At 41.6% G+C, this 20854-nt stretch carries 18 protein-coding genes; 6 read left to right on the top strand and 12 right to left on the bottom strand.

What is annotated here, in order from left to right; all coding sequences use genetic code 11:
* Positions 1-207: 207 nt before the first annotated feature.
* The 4 genes from V7K45_RS26445 to V7K45_RS26430 form a co-directional block, all read right to left on the bottom strand.
* Positions 208-477 (bottom strand): YlxR family protein, encoded by a 270-nt coding sequence (locus tag V7K45_RS26445; protein ID WP_094348539.1) that lies wholly within the window; start codon positions 475-477, stop codon positions 208-210.
* A 134-nt stretch (positions 478-611) separates the two neighbouring features.
* Positions 612-1898, bottom strand: a complete 1287-nt coding sequence (gene nusA / locus V7K45_RS26440) for a transcription termination factor NusA (RefSeq protein WP_335007920.1) — start codon at positions 1896-1898, stop codon at positions 612-614.
* Between the two features lie 237 nt (positions 1899-2135).
* Positions 2136-2597, bottom strand: a complete 462-nt coding sequence (rimP, locus tag V7K45_RS26435; RefSeq protein WP_335007918.1) for a ribosome maturation factor RimP — start codon at positions 2595-2597, stop codon at positions 2136-2138.
* 232 nt (positions 2598-2829) lie between these two features.
* Positions 2830-4278: a hypothetical protein gene (locus tag V7K45_RS26430; RefSeq protein WP_335007916.1), complete on the bottom strand. Its 1449-nt coding sequence runs from the start codon at positions 4276-4278 to the stop codon at positions 2830-2832.
* A gap of 522 nt (positions 4279-4800) precedes the next feature.
* Here V7K45_RS26430 and V7K45_RS26425 point away from each other — a divergent pair.
* Positions 4801-5490 (top strand): peptidoglycan-binding domain-containing protein, encoded by a 690-nt coding sequence (locus tag V7K45_RS26425; protein WP_335007914.1) that lies wholly within the window; start codon positions 4801-4803, stop codon positions 5488-5490.
* A gap of 31 nt (positions 5491-5521) precedes the next feature.
* Here the strand turns inward: V7K45_RS26425 and V7K45_RS26420 are convergent, their stop codons facing one another.
* Both V7K45_RS26420 and V7K45_RS26415 read right to left on the bottom strand, forming a co-directional pair.
* Positions 5522-6415 (bottom strand): SDH family Clp fold serine proteinase, encoded by an 894-nt coding sequence (locus V7K45_RS26420; RefSeq protein WP_335007912.1) that lies wholly within the window; start codon positions 6413-6415, stop codon positions 5522-5524.
* Between the two features lie 98 nt (positions 6416-6513).
* A complete protein-coding gene (locus V7K45_RS26415; protein WP_335007910.1) occupies positions 6514-8409 on the bottom strand; it encodes a serine/threonine-protein kinase in 1896 nt (631 codons plus the stop codon).
* Between the two features lie 295 nt (positions 8410-8704).
* Between V7K45_RS26415 and V7K45_RS26410 the strand changes: the two genes are divergently transcribed.
* Positions 8705-9625, top strand: coding sequence for a Tll0287-like domain-containing protein (locus V7K45_RS26410; protein ID WP_335007908.1), 921 nt, complete (start codon positions 8705-8707; stop codon positions 9623-9625).
* Between the two features lie 211 nt (positions 9626-9836).
* On the opposite strand, the gene V7K45_RS26405 is transcribed toward V7K45_RS26410, so the two are convergent.
* The 5 genes from V7K45_RS26405 to radA all read right to left on the bottom strand — a co-directional run bounded on the left by V7K45_RS26405 (position 9837) and on the right by radA (position 15867).
* Positions 9837-11081 (bottom strand): serine/threonine-protein kinase, encoded by a 1245-nt coding sequence (locus V7K45_RS26405; protein ID WP_335007939.1) that lies wholly within the window; start codon positions 11079-11081, stop codon positions 9837-9839.
* 583 nt (positions 11082-11664) lie between these two features.
* The gene (locus tag V7K45_RS26400) at positions 11665-12519 is read right to left on the bottom strand and encodes a Uma2 family endonuclease (RefSeq protein ID WP_335007906.1); all 855 of its coding nucleotides are present in this window, start codon (positions 12517-12519) and stop codon (positions 11665-11667) included.
* A 453-nt stretch (positions 12520-12972) separates the two neighbouring features.
* Positions 12973-13251 carry a hypothetical protein gene (locus V7K45_RS26395; RefSeq protein WP_335007904.1) on the bottom strand — a complete coding sequence of 93 codons (279 nt, stop codon included), beginning with the start codon at positions 13249-13251 and terminating at the stop codon, positions 12973-12975.
* A 270-nt stretch (positions 13252-13521) separates the two neighbouring features.
* On the bottom strand, positions 13522-14250 hold the full coding sequence (locus tag V7K45_RS26390; RefSeq protein ID WP_335007902.1) for a Uma2 family endonuclease: 729 nt from the start codon (positions 14248-14250) through the stop codon (positions 13522-13524).
* A gap of 90 nt (positions 14251-14340) precedes the next feature.
* Positions 14341-15867, bottom strand: a complete 1527-nt coding sequence (gene radA / locus V7K45_RS26385; RefSeq protein ID WP_335007900.1) for a DNA repair protein RadA — start codon at positions 15865-15867, stop codon at positions 14341-14343.
* Positions 15868-16037: 170 nt separating this feature from the next.
* Between radA and rpaB the strand changes: the two genes are divergently transcribed.
* Entirely contained in the window at positions 16038-16766 is a 729-nt protein-coding gene (gene rpaB, locus V7K45_RS26380) for a response regulator transcription factor RpaB (protein WP_012412029.1), read from the top strand.
* A gap of 145 nt (positions 16767-16911) precedes the next feature.
* On the top strand, positions 16912-17550 hold the full coding sequence (locus V7K45_RS26375) for a cofactor assembly of complex C subunit B (RefSeq protein WP_335007898.1): 639 nt from the start codon (positions 16912-16914) through the stop codon (positions 17548-17550).
* A 163-nt stretch (positions 17551-17713) separates the two neighbouring features.
* Here the strand turns inward: V7K45_RS26375 and V7K45_RS26370 are convergent, their stop codons facing one another.
* Entirely contained in the window at positions 17714-18628 is a 915-nt protein-coding gene (locus tag V7K45_RS26370; protein ID WP_335007896.1) for a M48 family metallopeptidase, read from the bottom strand.
* Positions 18629-18995: 367 nt separating this feature from the next.
* Here V7K45_RS26370 and V7K45_RS26365 point away from each other — a divergent pair, with 367 nt between their 5' ends.
* Entirely contained in the window at positions 18996-19514 is a 519-nt protein-coding gene (locus tag V7K45_RS26365; protein WP_335007894.1) for a DUF456 domain-containing protein, read from the top strand.
* A 553-nt stretch (positions 19515-20067) separates the two neighbouring features.
* Positions 20068-20733: a PEP-CTERM sorting domain-containing protein gene (locus V7K45_RS26360; RefSeq protein WP_335007892.1), complete on the top strand. Its 666-nt coding sequence runs from the start codon at positions 20068-20070 to the stop codon at positions 20731-20733.
* Positions 20734-20854 lie beyond the last annotated feature (121 nt).

Here is a 20854-nt window from a genome sequence, read left to right as displayed (position 1 = left end):
TTGTTGATTCTGAGTCTTCCACAACACAATCGATTACATTTTGTTCTGGGAATGTTGCCTGGCCCCTCGTTATTGGAGAGCCGAATGCCTTTTACACCCATTTACTATTTTGGCACTAACCTTAACGATCGACGGGGAGTGTGATGAAAGCGCGACTTCGGCTTTCGACACAATTCCTCTAATGATTACGTCACAAAGTTGTTCCAACTAAATTTGGTTTTGGGTATTACTGCGGGCTAGACGTTGCGACAAGCTTTGGTACAGCGCTTCTGGCACTGATGCATGTAGCGATCGCCCTAGTCGATTTTTTTTTTGAGCCGCTTGTAAGCAACTCGTTTCTGGACAAATATAGGCGGAACGCCCCATGCCCTGATCCAATTGTACCTTTCCCGATGGAAAGACGCGGACAATCCGCCAAAACTGATCTTTTGAGCCTACTTTCCGGCAACTAATACAGCGCCGATAATTTGGTTTCATCCGTTCTTTGCGATCGCAGTCCAGGATAATGAAAGTAAAAATAAGTTTATTATTACTATTTTTTACTTATACCAAGTAGCTTTTGAGACTGAGACTACAATCTTACAGTATCAAAACTTTACAAAATTAATCAATTATTCATCATCGTTATTGTCAAAACTATCTTCCTCTTCTAATTCGTTCTGATTTTCATCCTCGAATTCTTCTTCAAAGTCCGAGTCGTCTTCCTCTGATTCCTCTGATTGATATTTTGTTCTGACGGCTGCAAATTTGGTATCCTCTGCTGCATAGTCATACTTAGCTTTGTCTTTAATGTCTATTTTCCAACCAGTCAGACGGGCTGCCAAACGGACGTTTTGTCCTTCTTTGCCAATAGCCAAACTCAATTGATCTTCAGCTACAAGTACATGAGTTTGCCGCGACTCTGGATCCATCAAGCGTACTTCATCTACCCGTGCTGGACTTAAGGCATTAGCAATGTATGTTGCTGGGTCTGGCGACCAGCGAATTACATCTATTTTTTCACCGCGTAATTCGTTGACTACCACTTGAATTCGCGATCCCCTAGCTCCAATACAAGCGCCTACTGGGTCTACATCGCGATCGAGAGTATCTACTGCTATTTTAGTCCGGGGGCCGACATAACGGGAAGGGGGGTTTGCCTCCCTAGCTACGGCAACAATCCGTACCACTTCATCTTCAATTTCTGGGACTTCGTTGGCGAAAAGATAAACTACCAAACCAGCATCAGCACGAGACACAAGCAACTGTGGCCCTCGTTGCTGACCTTGGGAGACTTTTTTCAGATATACCTTGAAGGTGGCATTTGCCCGATAGTTATCGTTGGGCAACTGTTCCCGCTTTGGTAATTCGGCTTCTACTTCTGGCTGACCAAAGCCGCTGCTAACTGCTAGAACCACTGATTGCCGCTCAAACCGCAGGACTCTTGCTTGGAGCACAGTTCCTTCTAAATCTTGGAACTCTTCTTGCACCATCTGGCGCTGTTGATCCCGTAATTTTTGCGCCAATACTTGCTTAGTTTGCATTGCCGCCATTCGACCAAATTCTCCTTGGTCGGGTGTAACATCTAACACTACAGAGTCCCCTAACTGCGCTTCGGGAGCGACTTGTTGAACTTCGTCTAGAGAAATTTGGTGATCTGTATTATCTACTTCTTCAACAATGGTTTTGGTAGAAAGAACGCGAAATCCTTCTCCTTCAATATCGAGTTCTACTTCAAAATTTTCAAAATAATCTTCGTCAAACTGTTTGCGCTCTAAATTTTGGGCGCGGCGATAGCGTTCATAGCCTTTGAGTAGTGCTTCTCTAATAGCTGATTGAACTGCAAGCCGGGGTAAATTCCGTTCGCGACTTATACTTTCAATTAATTCTTTTAATCCAGGTAAAGTAACCATTGACATAAGCAATCTCCTTTAAAAATTAGGGAGTGGGGAGAGACGCGATTAATCGCATCTCTACTGAGTGGGGGCTGGGAACTAGGGACTAAAAACTACGCACTAGAGCCAGGGATTAGAGAATAGCTTTAAACTAATCTCTAACCTCTAGCCCCTAGCCTCTAACCTTTAGCCCTTAGTTCCTAATCTTTAGCCTTGAGCTAAGGTGCTCTAGTCTCTAACTCTTGAGCCATAGCCCTTTGTTTATCGGCGCTCCTCTAACTGCACCTTAGTAATTAGGGAGCGGGGAATTTCGACTACACGACCTTTTTGATTTAAGTAAAGTGCTGTCTCATCCCGACGAATCAACTGACCAACCCACTCTTGTTGTCCGTCGTAGGGGGGCGAAGTGGAGATAATGACAGGAAATCCTTTAAAGGAAATAAATTCCCTATCTGTTACCAGTTGCCGCGAAATACCAGGACTAGACACTTCCAAGACGTATGTATCTGGAACGATTTCCGCAGCATCTAAGGAGGCTTCTAAAGCACGGCTCATCCTCTCACAATCGTTCAACCCAGTGTCTTGCTCAGGATTGCGAATGTCTACCCGCAACACTGGTGGACTTTGGTTGGTATGAAAAACCACGCCAACCACTTCCAATCCCAGTTCTTCTGCAACTGGTGTCGCCAAATCAATAATTTGTGGAACTAAAGGATGAGCCATGAGAGAATTCAATAAAAAAAGTGGGCATCGACCCACTTCCTGCGATAGATATATCTTCCAAGAAGTCTTGTGACGAACCAAATGATGATTCGCCTAATTCGAGTTTAGCGCATTTCTTTTATAGTCGTGTATTGGGAATTGGGCACAAGAGGCAGAGGTGCGGAGGGGCAGAGGGGAAAAACTTACTACAACTTCTCCCCTGCTCCCCTGCTCCCCTGCCCCTCTGCTCTCCCTACCCTTCCCGTATTTTTGGAAGAATAATGCCTTTATCCACTACCACGGGAACTGATGCTTGTGTTCGTAGCTGCCGGGTTTGCTCGATAATTTGGTCTATGTCTTCTTGGGATAAACGCTGGACGTAGTTGAGTTTGATTTCCTCTAAGAAGTCAAAAAGTAAACTCTGAATTTCTGAGAGTACATGTTTTTCCTTGATTTGAGATCCCAATACCTTAGTAAAGCTTTCTACTAGCTGACTGGTGAGTTTTGCTCCTACAGGATCTTCAACAGCGCTAACTAAAGTTTTGTAAAGATTAGTTGTGATTTGAGTCGCCAGTTGTTCGCTTAACTGGGTTTGAGCCTGTCCCACGCCAGGGAGGTTTTGGAGGTTGCGGTAGACGGGGACTTGATGGAAAACGGTTTCGATGTTGTGGCGCAGAATGGCAACGATCGCAGGTTGGATATCAGGTAGCACTTGGTAGACAATTGTTTTTATTAAAAGACCTGCGATCGCTTCGACTTCATTCACATTATTAATATCTATGTAGGGACGTAAATTTTCTTGTTGTGAGAGCCAGGTTGTCAATTCACCCCGCTGAATTGAACCCTGAACCTGATTAATCACCCTCACGACGACAATTTCTGTGAGTTCTTCAGCAAAATTGGCGACAATCCCCTGATTAATTTGCTTTCGCACTGGATGCAGATTCAATAACTGCGCTTGATCGAGGCGAATTAATACAGGTATGATTCGCAACCCTCGCCAAAATGGCAGTAGTAAAAATAAATCGTACCAACGCCACAATAGTGCTTCTAACCAGCTAAAACCAGGATGTTGGCGTTTGAGTAAGAAGGTGCGCCCCAGCAATTCTAAGCCAAATAAAATCAGAAAAGGTAAGTCAATAAGCCAGAATTTATCAATAAAATCGCCATTTTCCCCGATTTGGCGGTAGTAGTTACTGGCGATCAAAGGGCGGATGCTTTTGTTAAAAAAAATAATTTCTTTATCCCAGCCATTTTGTGATATATAGGGCTGACTCCAAAAAGTAGCGAAGGACTGTTTTGCAGATTCTTTACCGATGTGCGATCGCATCCTTTGTTTGATTTTCTCTAGCGTCCCGCTCTTATTCGCTCCCGCAAACGGGTTACTGTCAATCATCTCGCTACTAAGACGACTTATCTGTATTAGCCTGCTGTTTACCTGAGGCGACTGTAACCCTGTTTGTCTAACTTGTTCCTCTAATGCATCTACTGTTTCTAGATAATTTTTTGTGTCTCGATGACTTTCAATACCTTTGATTGGGTCATAAATCTTAGTAATTTGGGGAAGTTTGCGCAAGTAGAAATCTCGCCAAGGTACGTAACTTAAATCAAACAACACTAAACCTAAATTTACGGCGGCAGTAATTGCCATTAATCTCTCAAACCAAAGATTACGCTGTTTAGAAGATTTTATATTTTTCATTTTCTGTAATATATGATACTTTTTGAGGTGTTTAAAACATAAACTTTTTCATTTATTAATTTTTTGCCTTTTCTAACCAATTACAGCAATTTCCAGTCGAGTAGACCCCAGTACAAGTACACATCTGTTATGGGTGTCAACTTCAGCCCAAAACAAAACTTTTTTAAAACCTCTTTTCCAACCATAGGCTGAAAATACTCCTCATTACAGCACAACCACAGGTAAAGAGACTGCCTTTCACCTTCAGTGGACGCCAATGCACAGATATGATTTTCTAAGGCAGTTTAGGGTTAAAAGGGTATATTCGCTTCAAATGATAACCGCTGTATCTTTGCTAAGACAAGATACTTCTTTTGATGGATGACAGAAATTATTGTTTAAATATCTAGCTAAATTTAACAAAAAAAATCACAATTTTTTCAAAATTCATTAAATCATCGTGAAAAAAGTTATTAAACAAACTTAAAATGCAGCTGTTAACGTTTATGATCCTGCTGATTTGACCCAAAGGAGTTTTTAAGTATGTGGTGTGGGTTTGGAAAATCAAGCGCAACCTTTGCTGTTACTTGCCTAATGACTGCTAGTTTGGTAATTGCAGACACAGGTTTTGCAGCCCCTCAAAAAAGTTATACGCCCCAGCAGTTCCGTCAAGTATTGCGGGGATTAGGCTATAACGTCAAGGTAACAAATACTGCTTTGACAGACGAGGAAACTAAAAAGGCAATTCGAGAATTTCAGACTGGTTACAAGCTAAAACCTGTTGATGGCATCGCAGGGCCAAAAACCCAAGATTTTGCTGCTAACATCGTTCAAATTTTGCACAGAAATTTGAATGCAGTGGTGAAGCCAAATCCTCCCCTGCCGCGCGATCATTTTTATGGTTCTCGCACGGAAGAAGTGGTGAAGGAGTATCAGAAGAAATATCAGTTGCAAGAAACTGGAATTGCTAATTTAGCACTCCGCCAAAAGCTGAATGAAGAAGCAAAGACAGTCTTCAGTCAGCCGACAACTAAACCAACAACTAAACCGACAACTAAACCGACAACTAAACCAACAGCTAAACCGACAGCTAAACCGACAGCGACACCGACAGCGACGCCAACAGCGACGCCAACAGCGACGCCAACAGCTACACCGACAGCGACGCCAACAGCGACGCCAACAGCTACACCAACAGCTACACCGACAGCTACACCAACAGCGACACCCTAGTTGCCAGAAAAGACTCCTACCCCAAAGCCGCTCAAGTCATCTGATTTGGTTCTTCTAAGGGTCTGCCCTTGGGTGTAGGTAGAATTGGACGGCGGTCATTGTAAGGCATAGGAATGTACTGCACGCTAGGTCGTCCTCCTTGTGGCTGTGGGTACAGATCCATGAGATCGTAAATAGAATGGGGCAGTCCGACGGTTACGGGCAGCCCCATTTCTGTTGCTTCTTCAATAGTGATGGGATAGTCATGGGTGACGCGCCCAGTTGTCAAGGCTTCGATAATCGGTTCGATATTTTCTGGGAGAACTTTTTGTTTAGGTATACTGTCTTTTAGCAAAGTTCGTACAAACCGCTGTACCTGCCCAATTGCTTTGCGCGATAGGTCGGCCATAATTAGGGTTTGGTCATCAATCTCACTGATGGGTTTATCTTCAACCACTTTCAGGATACTGGCTGCTGGGTAGTTACCCAGTTGGGGATCGACTGGACCCAAGACAGCGTTAGCATCCATAATAATTTCATCAGAGGCGAGGGCAAGCATTGTACCGCCACTCATCGCATAGTGAGGTACAAAAACTGTGACTTTTGCTTGGTGGCGAATCAATGCTCTGGCGATTTGTTCGGTAGCTAAAACCAAACCGCCAGGAGTGTGCAAAATTAAGTCAATTGCTACATCTGGCGGTGTGAGGCGAATTGCTCGCAATATTTGTTCTGAGTCTTCAATAGTAATGTAGCGAGATAGGGGAATTCCCAAAAAGCTAATGGACTCTTGGCGGTGAATCAGTAAAATCACTCGACTTTTGCGTTCCTGCTGGAACTGTTGTAAAGCACGTAAGCGCCGATATTCTATTTGACGTTTTTGCCAAAGGGGTTGCAAAGAAGTCAGAAGGAGGAAAATCCAAAATAAATCACCAATACCAAAGCCCATATAATTTATTTTTGTTCAAAAATAACGGTTGCCGTCATTATTGTCACAAATTTGGGGCGATCGCAGTTCTATCTGTAGATTTATAGAAAAATTACAAATTATTTACTACCCCTTCGCCAAATTTTAATAGTGTCATCATCACTACCGCTAACTAGGGTTTGGCCATCGGGACTGAAGGCGACACATCTAACATAGTTGGAATGCCCTGTAAGTGTGCTGATTTCTCTGCCACTATGTATGTGCCACAGTTTGATTGTGTTGTCCCAACTGCCACTAGCCAGAAATTGTCCATCCTGGCTAAAGGCGACTGACCAAACTGAATCAGAATGACCAATGAGAGTACGAATTTCTCTGCCTGTATTTACATGCCACAGTTTAATCGTGTTGTCACCACTGCCACTGGCGATTATTTCCCCATTTTTGCTGAAGGCGATACAGTTGACAAAGAAAGAATGGCCTGTGAATGTGTAAATGTTTCTGCCTGTGTATACTTGCCACAGTTTTATAGTGTAATCATTACTGCCACTAGCCACCAGTTGTCTATCCTGGCTATTGGTTGCAGGCGTTCTCGGAGAGTAGGCGACTGACGAAACTGGGTCGGAATGTCCTATGAAAGTTTGGATTTCTATGCCTGTGTGTACTTGCCATAGTTTGATTGTGCAGTCAGCGCTACCACTAGCCAAAAACTTACCATCTGGACTAAAAGTAACGGAATTCACCCAATTAGCATGACCGGTAAGAGTACGAATTTCTTTACCCGTGTTGACATACCACAATTTGATTGTATTATCCCAACTCCCGCTAGCTAAAATTCCTCGGTTCAGGTCTGCAACTCCCGCAGATTTGCCGGACTCGCCTTGATAAGAAATGTTTGAAGAGATTGGGCTAAAGGCGACGGAATTAACCATACTGGAATGACTAGAAGACCAACGACCCATTTGACGCACTAACTTGCCAGTTCCCACTTGCCAAAGCTTGATGGTGTTGTCATTACTGCCACTAGCAAGAAATTGCCCATCTGGGCTAATGGCGATCGCATGAACCATACTAGAATGACCTTTGAGGGTCTGTACGCATTGCCAGTTCTGCCGATCTAATACAACAGGTACAGGTAGTTGCAGTCTAGGCTCGATCGCTAAATTAGATGATATTTTGGTTACATCTTTCCCAGTTTCAGGACCTAATAAATCCAACCACTCCTGCACAGACTGGGGACGATACGTTGACTCCAGATCCATGCCGCACATAATAGCCTGATTTACCCTGTTGCTGATGTTGGGATTAAAATATTGTGGTGGTTCTAAATTGATATTGTGACGTCTATCATCTGCACTAGTTGGTACAACTGCGGTAAGCAAGTTATACAAAGTAGCGGCTAGGGCGTAAATATCAATGTATTCTCCTCGCGGTGCTTCTGATTCATACTGTTCAGGTGGGGCAAAACCAGGAGTACGATACACTGTATGCCTTTGGATCGTATTAGGAATAAATTCTCTAGCGATGCCAAAGTCTATCAGCACTGCTTCTAATTTATCAATGCGGATCATGATGTTGCGTGGTTTGAGATCCCGATGCAACAGTCCTTTAGAATGGATTAGGGTCAAAGCATCGCCAATTTGCCGGATGTAAAGTAGTGCTTCTGCCTCTGATAGCACCCCTATTCGCCTCAAGCGCTGTGCTAAGTCTTCCCCTTCGATGTAATCCATCACCATGCAGGGCAAATTCCCTTCATCAAAGATGGTTTCTATCTGTACTATATGAGGATGGTGGCACACAGCCAGCCGTACTGCTTCATCACGAAAGTCTTGCCTTAACTTGTTTCGGTGGAGTATCCAGGCGGGGTGATTCAGGATTTCTTCTTTGAGGGTTTTAATCACTCGCTGTTGATTTCGTTGATTTCTGGCAAGATAAGTAATGCCAATTCCACCTTCACCTAGTTGGCTTTCAATAATGTAGCGTCCCCCGAATAAAGACTTTCCTGCATTCCACACCATTAGTAATATTTGACAATTGCTGGTATTTATTTTGGCACGGTATCAGAACAGCCAACACGAATTTGTGGGAATTCCATTTGAATTGCTGTTGTAGCTTTTTGGAACTTAGTTACTTAGATAACATTTTCCTTAACCTCAATAATTACTAATAGTATAAAGTTTTAATATACCCTCATCGTTTTGCCTAAACTATGCCTTCATACGAAAATATGAAAGTTCATTGCTCATGCTAGAGTAAACAGTAACTTTAGACATATTTATTCATAATAATTTGACTTGTAGGTAATCTAAAATTATGCTAAAGAATCTCAATTTGAAACAAAAATTTACAATTCTGCTACTGGTAATTTTGACATTTGGTCTGAGCTTGAGTGGATTTACTCTTTCTTCTCTACTGAGAGAGAATGCTAAACAAGATATTAGCTCCACTGGTCTCATGCTCATCCAAACAATGAGTTCTGTTCGTAAATACACCAGTACTCAAGTGAATCCAGAGCTAGTTGATAAATTGGCTACTGAATTTTTGCCACAAACCGTTCCTGGATATTCAGCACGAGAAGTGTTTGAAATTTTACGGAAAACAACAGACTACCGTGATTTCTTTTATAAAGAAGCAACTCTCAATCCCACAAATCTTCGGGATAAGGCTGACGGTTTTGAGACGGAAATTGTAGAACAGTTCAGAAATAAATCAGACCTTAAAGAAGTTAGTGGATTTCGCTCAATTCCTGGAGGGGATATCTTTTATATTGCTCGTCCTTTAGCAGTGTCTGAACAAAGCTGTCTGGTCTGTCATAGTGTACCTGAAGCTGCACCTCAAAGTATGATTAGTCTTTATGGTGCTGCTAATGGATTTGGGTGGAAGCTTAATGAAATTGTTGGCGCTCAGATTATATCAGTACCTGCCAAGAATGTCATCACTAAAGCAAATCAGTCTTCTTTACTAATTATCTTGATTGTATCAGCTATATTTATAGCGACTATCCTGTTAGTCAACTTGTTCTTGAATCGACAAGTTGTGCTTCCTCTCAAACGCATGACTCGCATAGCCGAAGAAGTTAGTACGGGACACATGGAAGTTGAATTTGAGCAGATGTCTAATGATGAAATCGGTAATTTAGCTAGAGCTTTTAAACGGATGCAGTTAAGTTTAGAAATGGCGATGAAAAGAATCAAACGTACTCAAGGAGGTACAAGCGATTACAATAATTCGTAATGATGCTCTCTACGAGACACTACATTTAGCTTGCTTCCCCGTAGGGTGCGTGGACTAGCTACCGCTACGCTAACGTCATGAAGTTCTGTAGAAGACGTTGCGTTTAGCTTTGCCAAAAAACCTTGTTACTTTTATGAGTTCTCTTGACTTCAACTGACAGAATTAGTTAAAAGATTAAAAATTATTCCTCAATTTCATGATGTCTAAATCTCTATGAAAATAAGCTTTTTTTGAATTCAAAAGCTGCTTGAAAGTTAGGAATTTCCTTAGTTACAAGTTCAATAAATTGATCGGCTGAAATATAAGGATTGTGAGCTAGTATTTCTTCTATAATCAGATTTGCCATTGGCCCGATGTGGTAGGCTAATTCTTGCTGGCAATGTTTGATAAATGCTGGTTGGAGTGAAGATTGTTGTGGTTCAATGTGTCGTCCATTTTGTGGACTAGTAGGTGAAGTAAAAATTGTTTCTTCAGGTTGGTTATATGACTGCGATAAAGCCGACATAGCCTGAAATTCAGGGTTAAATACCGTGGCTGGTAAATCATCAACCATGATTGCAGAAAACATTGCCATTTCTGGTTCTCGAATACACTCTAAATCTCGAAGAACTTCGCTGGCTGTTTGGTATCGCTTGTTAGGCCTATCTTCCAACATACAATCAAGTACTTGAGCAAACTCATCAGTAACATAGGTATAATCACGCCAGTTCCATTCAAGTGAGTATTGATCCATTAATAATGATGGATCTCTACCTGTGAGTAATACAATAGCAGTTACACCTAAAGCATAAAGGTCACTAGAGGGCGAACATAAACCCAAACTAATTTGTTCGCGAGGAGCATATCCTACTTTGCCTACAAGGGACATTTTGCCAACAAACGTTACCTGTTGGTTGGAACTTCTCCCCTCGTTCATGTCAGCAATTTGCTTGCCTACCCCAAAATCGATCAGCACTGGCAGATCCTTGCCATCGGGTAACATGATGTTGTCTGGAGAAATATCTCGATGGATGATATTGTGCTGATGAACATATTCCAAAACAGGCAGCAGATTCTTTAGCCACTGTATAACTTCGTCTTCAGAAAAATTTCTTCCTTGACGTTGCAGTTCTCCTAGCAGTCTGGAATATGTTTTACCATCAACATACTCTTGTACTAGGAATAGTCGACCGTCTCCTTCAAAGCAAGCCAAAAACTTGGGAATTTGAGGATGTTGCAATTGATGAAGAATTTTTGCCTCTCTTTTAAATAAGTTCCGATATTGTTCCAGTCCACTTTCACCTGTGCCAATGGGTGCAAATTCTTTGAGAACACAGGCTTCATTAAACCGACGAGTGTCAAATGCTAAGTAAGTTCGTCCCAATCCTCCCTGTCCTAGAAGTTTTTGGATTATATAGCGGTTATCGATTAGAGTTCCAGCAGCTATTTCTGGTCTTGTCATAGGGGACTGTGACATCATCATCGCACTCCTAGCGATTTTGTTATTGATAAATTATCTAATTTGCTGAAAGTCAGAAACTCTAGCAGATAAAGGCTAATAACATCCTTTAAATTGAGGTTAGCACCACTATCGAGCCAAGGAAATACACTTTTCTACAATTTTCTGATGGTCTTGTGTTACCAAATAGACAATTTTAACCTGGGTAGTTCGATCCTACTACTAATACTTAAGTATTTTAGCCGCCGCAACATAATCAGTGTCTGCGGTAATATCTGCAAATGTTCAGGGCATCGCCTTTGAGATTTGCTGCTGAACCTTATTTTCCCCATAGTTACCCAATTGAAATTGGGTTGAGGGACAGTAAGGATATAGCGTGACATCATGGTTTGTCATAAAAAATGAGGTTGCTATAGACTTGCTGAAAGAAATATTATATGTATTTCAACTGCTAAATATGCGATCGCTCTCAAAAATTAATCTTTCTGAGAGCCAATATCATTATCAAATAACTGTTTCAGCATCGGCTATCAAGGTTTTCAGTATAAATGATTCCTCAAAAGCAAAAAATGATGCTGCGTATCAGAAAAGACTCCTGAGGCTACAATAATTCATTTAGCTCATCAGGATTCACGCCTAACTGACGCAAACGTTCAGCTAATTGTTCTGCTTTTCGTTTGGCTTGAGCAGCTTCTTGTCTAGCTTCTATAGCTTCTTGTCTAGCTTCTGTAGCTTCTTGTTGAGCAAACATAGCTCGTTCAGTTGCAGCAGCAGCTTCCTCTGTGGGTGCGGGAATTAATTCTCCTGTCAAGGTGAACCACCTTAACCACAACCTTTCTATATCTCGAAATGAACCTTGCCATAAGCCTAAACTTAAATCTATCTCTGGCATTAGTAGGTAGCCATTAGTCAAATTCATTGGTTCATAGTGACCGCCAACTAAGTGAAAAGCCCGAAGTTCATTAGTGTAGCGACTAAAAACAACATAGTAGGGAATCCGCAAAATCCGCTCATAAACTTCCCATTTGCTAGGAGGTTTATCTGCTGCACTTTCTCTTCTTGTGCCTAAATCTTCGTCTTCCGTACCTGGAGATAATAACTCAACAACCACAAAGGGATTTGCTGGCTCTTGCCAACTTACATAACTTAACCGTAAGTCTTGCCCTTTGTATAACTTTCCTACACCTACTACACCAAACCAATCTGGGCGTTTATACCACAAAGGATGCTGTAAATCATAGTAGAGATTAAGGTCAGCCGCACTATAAACTAGTTCGGGATTCCAGTTGATGGGCTGAAAAGTTAAGTATAAAAGTAAGGGTTGTAAAAAGTGGAAATCGTCTGGCAAACCTGGTTCCTCTGGGTTGTCACTTGGTAAATCATACATCGTTGGTAGAGTTTCCCAAGGAGGAAGCGGCGGGTCAGATTGAGGGATGTAATGGGGAGAAGAAGTCATAATAAAAATTGGGTTTGATATTTTTCGGCTATTACTTTTATGGCTCTACCGTACTTATTAGGCTAAATTTACAGCTTCTAAAAGGGAATAGGTAACAGAAGCGAATAGATGTGTAGTGAGTTTTTCACGCAATCAAATAGGATTACCATAAAAGTAATAATGTTATTCCACAACTAGCTGCGAAGTGCAGCGGACCGCTCTGCTAACACCAAATTTTGAGATTAGCTTTGCTACTATTATCTCTAAATGTTCGGCTTCCTTGGGTCAAATGCCACTGGACTCTAATCGTCAAACTTGCTCAAGGTTGCTAATTAGCGAGATATTACTTATTTAAAGGTATAAATATTCCCATTCTTCGTCTTTATTATCAATTAATTAAAACGAATGGCGTTTTGCTGCGCTGTTCAGCTCCCCGACTTTTCAAAAAAGTCGGGGAGCTAAGTTAGATAAGGGTTATTGCGTTAAAATTTGACGGCTTAAAATACTCATTACTTCACCTGGGTTGGCAGTTGGTAGCAGTGGACTCCAATCTCCTACACTGGCATAGCCAATTACCTGCAAGTAGTGAATTGTAGTGCTAACGGCTTTGGGAGAACCAATCAGTAGATGCTTAATCGGTTCTCTTTTGGGAAATGGCTGTGCAGTTGATTCCTTGCGGGTGGGTGTATCTAAATTTTCACCCAGGTATTGCTTTAACTGTGATTGGGCAGACTTTTGTAATTGTGCCATCATTGTATTTATCTCCTGATAAAGGGGTGACATAAAGGCGATCGCATTCTTCTTCGCGGGATTAGGCGATCGCCTTTATCATAGTTTTATATTAATGTATAAAATTATACTTATCAACTATAAATTCAAAAGTTTCTATCAATAAATTCCGAAATTTTAATGTAAATAAATTAGGTCTAATTCGAGTTCTTTAAAATTTTATTGCTATAAAAAAATGCTAGATTTAGCAAATTTTTAACTAAACCTAGCAATCCTAAATTATTTACAAGAAGTCTAATCTTCCGGTTCAATTCCTGCCGCCCGCAATTGTGCTGCTAGTCGTTCAGCACGTTGGCGTTCCTGTTGGGCGCGTTGGCGTTCCTGTTCGGCTAATTCTATTCCCCAAGGTAAAAGGTTTTTTTGTTCATCCCACCACCGTAACCAGTTTCCTGTGCGGTTTTCACGAATACCTTGCCACACCCCAAGGTAAAGATTCATTTCTGCTATCCAGTAGCGTTGATTTTCATCAGGCTCTTGCAAAATGTATTGTTCTGTGTCCTGCAAGCGATACATCTCAAAACTGCCGCTATCTGGTTCAAAGATAATGTAGTTTGGCACTTTTAAGATGCGCTCGTAGAAAAACCATTTTCCTGGGGGATATGTTGCTTTGATAGAATATTCTGTTTCTTGTGTATCGGAAACAAATTCCATCACAATTAGGGGAATGTCACCTTGTAATTGAGGTGTGTAACTGCGTATTACTTCTTCTCTACTAACATTAATTTTGGCAATGAAAGCCCAATCAGGAGCTTTAATGACCATTTTGTTGTTTAGAGTGGCACAAATGCCGTAATTAGTTGTTGTTAGGGTGTTAGCTGAAATTTTTCCGGCTAATTCTAGGCTTTCTGTAAGTGCAGCAGCTAAGGCTGGTTGGTTGATGTTATCCACTGGATCGTCGGGCAGTTTGTAATCATCGGGTAGTTTTTCCCAAGTGATTTGGTAGTCTTGGGTGAGGGCTGTCATGGTGGATTGTCCTTTGAGGTGGTGTTATCGCGGATTTTACGCTGGTATTTACTGTTTTAGATCCCCCCAACCCCCTTTTATAAGGCAGGTCTACTCATCTTCATCGGGTTCTAAATCGTCGGCTGTCAATTCTTGATGGGGGATGGCGGCAATGATCGCATCTATTACTTTGGCAACGGGTAAAATCTCGATATCAAGATCGGGGAATTTTTGTCCTTTAGGGACGATCGCTCGTTTAAATCCCAACTTGGCTGCTTCTTTTAACCGTAGTTCCATTTGGGAAACCGATCGCACTTGTCCACCTAACCCAACTTCACCGATTAAGACTGTACCGGGATCGACGATGCGATCGCGGAAACTAGCTACGATCGCGATCGCAATTCCTAAATCTACCGCCGGTTCTTCCACATTCAACCCACCCGCAGAAGCAACGTAAGAATCCAATTTTGACATGGGAATTCCCACCCGTTTTTCTAAGACGGCAAGAATTTGCACCAAGCGGTTGTAGTCTACACCAGTTCCAGCCCGCCGAGGGGAAGGGTAGCTAGTGGGACTCACCAAAGCTTGCAATTCCACAACAATCGGGCGAGTACCTTCGCAAGCAACCACAATGGCAGTACCAGGTGCGGGATCGTCACGGTTGCCTAAAAATAGCTCTGAGGGATTGGAGACTTCTCGTAATCCATCTGTCACCATTTCAAAGATACCGATTTCGTGAGTTGCGCCGAAGCGGTTTTTGACTGTCCGTAATAACCGATGGGAAGCAAAGCGATCGCCTTCAAAATACAACACTGTATCAACTAAATGTTCTAAAACTTTAGGCCCGGCGATCGCTCCTTCTTTGGTGACATGTCCTACAATCAGCATGGTGACATCTTCGTGCTTCGCCACCTTCATCAGTGCTGCGGTACATTCCCGTACCTGAGCTACTGAACCTGGTGCAGAAGTCAGCGCTGGAAAAAACACCGTTTGGATACTATCAATCACCGCCACATTTGGCTTGAGAGAGTCTATTTCCCGTAAAATTTCTTCTAAATCTGTTTCTGGCAGTACATATAAATCTGCACCTATACTGTCAGGGTCTATAGGAAGCGTAGTATCTACTACTACTGTTACCTTCTCATCATTAACCACACTTAGGGGTTTTGATACTCCCAAACGGGAAGCGCGTAATTTTACTTGCTGCCCTGATTCTTCACCAGTGACGTAAAGGATGCGGTATTTTTGTGCTAATTGATTAGATACTTGCAACAATAAAGTCGATTTACCAATACCTGGATCGCCACCAATCAGCACCATAGAGCCAGGGACAACCCCGCCCCCAAGCACTCGATCTAATTCTCCATAACCAGACTCCCAACGGGCGATTTGGCGATCGGTAATTTGGTTAAATGTTAACGAGGCTCGCGCTTTAGCTGGTTTAGCGTGAGATTTGCCATTAGTTTGAGTTGATTGCCAACCACTCACTCCCCCCCGGCTGGGTACATCTACTGAGGATTGAATAGAAATTTGTTCTTCTAGAGAGTTGTAAGTACCGCAAGCTGGACACTTGCCAAACCACTGTGGCGATTCTGCTCCACATTCATTACAAACAAAAAAGGTTTTTGGCTTTGCCATTCTTAAATCTTATTAAATAATCTTAATATTTACTTAATTCTTGAAAAAAACTAAAAACTAATAATAGTAGTATTTAGAGCTTTTTCCAAATCAATTCATGGAATGATATCTTAATATTATGGTATTAAAAATTAATCATGTAAATTTTTAGTCAAGGAGCCTAGAGAAACTTGGAAAGCCATAAAGAAAAAATCTTGGTGGTAGACGACGAAGCCAGCATTCGCCGGATTTTGGAAACACGCCTTTCCATGATTGGCTACGATGTAGTGACGGCTGGCGACGGGGAAGAAGCTTTGGAAACTTTTCGCAAAACGGAGCCAGACCTGGTAGTTTTAGATGTAATGATGCCAAAGCTAGACGGCTATGGTGTATGTCAAGAATTACGAAAAGAATCAGATGTCCCCATTATTATGCTAACAGCTTTGGGTGATGTCGCCGATCGCATCACCGGGTTAGAATTGGGTGCTGATGACTATGTAGTTAAACCATTTTCCCCCAAAGAGCTAGAAGCCCGGATTCGGTCGGTGCTGCGGCGAGTAGATAAAAACGGTGCTTCTGGAATTCCCAGCTCTGGGGTAATTCATGTCGCTAATATTAAAATCGATACGAATAAGCGACAAGTCTACAAAGGCGATGAGCGCATTCGATTGACGGGTATGGAGTTCAGCTTGTTAGAGTTGTTAGTCAGTCGCTCTGGAGAAGCTTTTTCTCGTTCGGAAATTTTGCAAGAAGTTTGGGGTTATACACCAGAACGTCATGTGGATACCCGCGTGGTAGATGTGCATATATCACGTTTGCGAGCAAAATTAGAAGACGATCCTAGCAACCCAGAATTGATTCTCACTGCACGGGGTACTGGTTATCTTTTCCAGCGGATTATTGAACCAGGAGAGGAGTGAGGAGGAGATGAGGGAGCAGAGGGGCAAGGAAGCAGAGGAGACAAGGGGACAAGGGGAATTATTGAACAAGTCTCTCCCTTAACTCACTCTCTTCCTTGTGTGCCTTGTCTCTTCTCAGTACTCAATGCTCAATTCCCAATTTCTAATGACTAAACCCGATCCCAATCTATTTTTGCGGCGTCTACCCATTGTCGTGGGTGGGCTAGGCGCTGTACTTTTACTGATTAACCGTTTATTAACACCGGAATTAACCCAGTCTCAATCGCGTGGTGATGTAGTGGGCGTGATTTTGAGTGCGGTGTTAATTTTGACGGGTTTAATTTGGCAGCAAGTTCAGCCGCGATCGCCTGATACTGTAGAACTAATTGGAGAAGAAGGTTTTGTACTAGCAGCAGATTTACCTGAAGCCGTAAAAACAGAGCTAGCCTGGGCATCTCATTTATTGTTGACTAATACAGTAACGCGATCGCTTGTGGTTTTTTATCAAGGTAAAGTTTTGTTGCGTCGCGGGATTCTGGGTACTAAATCTGAGGTTGTACCAGGAGTAATCTTGAAACAAGTACTCGAAAAACAAAAACCGATTTATCTAGTTGCTCTAAAAATATATCCAGGTAGGCTTGAATTTGATTATTTACCAGAAAATACTCAAGGTGTAATTTGTCAACCTATTGGCAACCAAGGTGCATTAATTTTGGGAGCAAATGCTCCTCGCAGTTACACCAAACAAGATGAAAACTGGATTGCGGGAATTGCTGATAAATTAGCCGTTACTCTTAGTACTTAGATTGTCAGCTAGTTTAGAAAGCCAGCCAATTTTAGTGAGACAAGGGGCTTAAGCCCCTTGTTTGGAAGCAGATCGCAACTAATCTGTATTAGCAAGTTATTGAGTGTCACAAGCGTATTTTAAATTTAAAAATTAAATCTAAAATCTAAAACTTAAAATTCAATTACCAAGAAGTCAAAAAATTCCAACCTTCCTTTTCTTCCGGTGTTTTTTCTTCTGTTTCTTCTAGTTTTTCTGGTGTCTTTAAATTTGTCTGTTGAATTAAATTATCATAAGCTCCTGAATCAACCCATTTCAATAACTCGCCAGCCCGCATAACTACCCAAGAAAGCCCAGGCTCTGTATAGCTTAATAGTTTCGTGACTTTATCCACACTATCAAAGTTATTGGATGCAAACTCACGGGCTTGGATGAGGAAATCTTCAATTACAGTAGAAGTCAAGTACTCATCTGGTAAACCCGCGAGTTTCATCAGTGTAGTAGTTGCTACGTCAATATCCTGACAAGCTAGCATTGCAGCCCGATCGGCAGTGAACCTAGCCATCATCCGCCAATTATACAAACCTAGTTCCATTCCACCAGCTACTAAGCCACCGACTCCCAGTGTGGTACTGCTCAACAAATTTTTCAACGTTGGCATAACAATTGCCATTTGGTGATAAACCATGTGCTGACTTTTGATGCGAGCGATTTCGTGTCCGAAAACGTAAAGCAACTCATCCGAGTCAAGCCACTCCATTGCATCTAAATTAATACCGACAAGGGGTTTTTCTACGCCAACAATGTAGGTTTCAATGTGACCTGTACCTCGAAATAGATACAATTCTGGAAGTGGAGCAACATCAAGAATCTGGCAGGTTTCTACAAATGCTTGATGTAATTGGGGAAAATTACGCGGCGAAATTCTAATTTCACTACCAAGGCTTTGCAGTCTAAGTAGGCGATCGATACCGTATTCGTTAATTTTTTTGAGTAGTAGGGAGACACCGGGCATATTTTGTAAAGAAGCCAAGGCTTTGCGATCGAAGGGGTGTTCGTAGGCTTCAGAACTTAGTCCAGTTAATATCTTTCTCGTCATTGGTTTTGAGCTTTTAAATAGCAGTTTATAAGCATTAGCAAACTTGCACCACATTGTACTAAGTATTTTTCGCTATCTTACCCAGATAGAATAAACAGTAAGCCCGCACAGATGGCATTGGTGTCAACTTAACGTAAAACCCTTATAAAGACGTTATATATAAAGACGTGATATTGAGTTCACTCAGTTACCATCACAATCTGCATCACCCCACCCCGGTTTTGTCTAAAGCCAAAACCGCCCCTCCCCTTGCCAAGGGGAGGGGTTGGGGGTGGGGTAAAACACCTGTGGGATAAGCCTTTTAACTTAAGTTGACACCAATGCACAGATGCGCGCCCCTGAAAATTTGGAAATTTACAATTGATTTATGCAAATTATTTATTGGCTATTAGTTGCTGTAATGGTTGTGGGTATTATTGGTGCTGTAGTTCCAGCCATTCCCGGTAGCAGCTTAATTTTAATTGCAATTATTATCTGGGGAATCGTTAGTAGTTCCTTTGCAGCTATCAAAATTCCACTAATTGTGACAATTATAGTTTTACTACTTAGTGTCGGAGTGGATTTTTTAGCTAGCTATGTGGGAGCAAAACAAGCCGGAGCTAGCAAGTGGGGGCAAATTGGCGCAATTGTCGGTTTGGTAGTAGGATTTTTGGGATTATTGCCAACTTTACCTTTTGGGGGCCCGCTGCTAGGAATTTTACTAGGCCCGCTTTTGGGAGCAATTATTGGTGAGTACCTGTACCGACGTGAATTCCGGTTAGCAGTTAAAGCAGGTATAGGAATTGTAGTCGGATCTTTGGTTGGAAATTTGATTCAAGGGTTGTTAGCGATCGCCGCAGTTGTAGTTTTTGTTGTAACAACCTGGCCACAGGTATTTGGCTCTTAGCATTTGAAAAATCTGACAGATTTGAGAAAAGCATCAATAGCTAGCAATTAGCTAGTTTGTTACAAACATTCAATTAGATCGCACAGACTATCCATAGTAAACAAATACAGCGGTTCCTCCCATTTCTTCTATGAGAGGAACCGTTTCACTAAATATTGGCAACTAGAAAGATTAGATACACTGCATACTCCATTGATCTAAAATCTGGTTGAGCAACTAAAAGTATAACAATATACTAGTATCGTAAGTGGCGTAAATAGTTTTTATTAAAGTCAGAGCTATTACCTATAATTTAAACCCTAGAGAGTAATAGATATACGAAGCGCAGATATGTAAGAAATTAAAATTTTATGAAGACTCTTTATTAGTTGAAGATGTGATGAAGACCACTCAGTAAATATTGCAGGTTCTAAGTCTATGTGATTTTATGGAGATAAGAAATACATCATGCAAGTTTCGCTTTCACTGACAGTATTTTAAATAGATTACTGATAGTAAAGGTCAAGCAATCAATTTCTCTGTTCCAGATTATTATTAGGACTCTCAAAGGCTCATGATTAATTTTAAATCTAAATTACTAAACGCTACTCTGGCTGCTAGTTTTGCAATCCCCTTGGCAACTGCTGGGATGTTTACATCTGCTGGTTCGGCTCAAGCTGTAACCTTGAACGGAAGTATTGGTCTTACTGGTACATCTATGGTTCCTAGTGATGGAGTCAATCCAACTGCTACCAGTATTAAATTTGTTGACGTTGATAGTGTTGATACTGATGGTGATTTTGCAGCCTTCTCACCAAACTTATCAGGCACAGGTATTACCATTAACACTCTAAATTTAACCAGGACAGCTGTTCTATCAGGCACAACAGCTACATATTCTACAGGCGTTTACACTCCCTTCATTAATTTCGGATCGCGAACCTTGGGTAGTACTACTGCGCTTCTTACCTTTGATCTAGATGATTCTGTAGTTACCAGAACTCGGAAATCAGCAACCAACATTAATGACGTAATATTGGATGGGATTACGGGGAAATTTAATTTTAATGGAAAAACTATTGGGATTGGCAATTTGGGTGCTTCTCTTAATGGAAAAACAAGCGAGTACCACTTAACTCTCGAAGCAGTTAGCGTTCCTGAGCCAACCACAATGCTAGGTTTAGGTTTAGTTGGTGCTGGCATGGTTATGTCTCGCCGTCGCAAAAGTGCCATTCAATAGTCCTATCCTAAATATAAAAAAGTTACTTTTAGCAATTAAAAGTAACTCTAATTAATCTATTTCGATCTGGCTGGAATGCAAAATTTACCAACCAGGTCGATTTTTTTATACTTCCAGATAA

The sequence above is a fragment of the Nostoc sp. genome (assembly GCF_036917375.1).
Lineage (GTDB): Bacteria > Cyanobacteriota > Cyanobacteriia > Cyanobacteriales > Nostocaceae > Nostoc.
The sequence above is the reverse complement of the archived record's forward strand: the minus strand, read 5'-3'. Positions and strand labels throughout refer to the sequence as shown.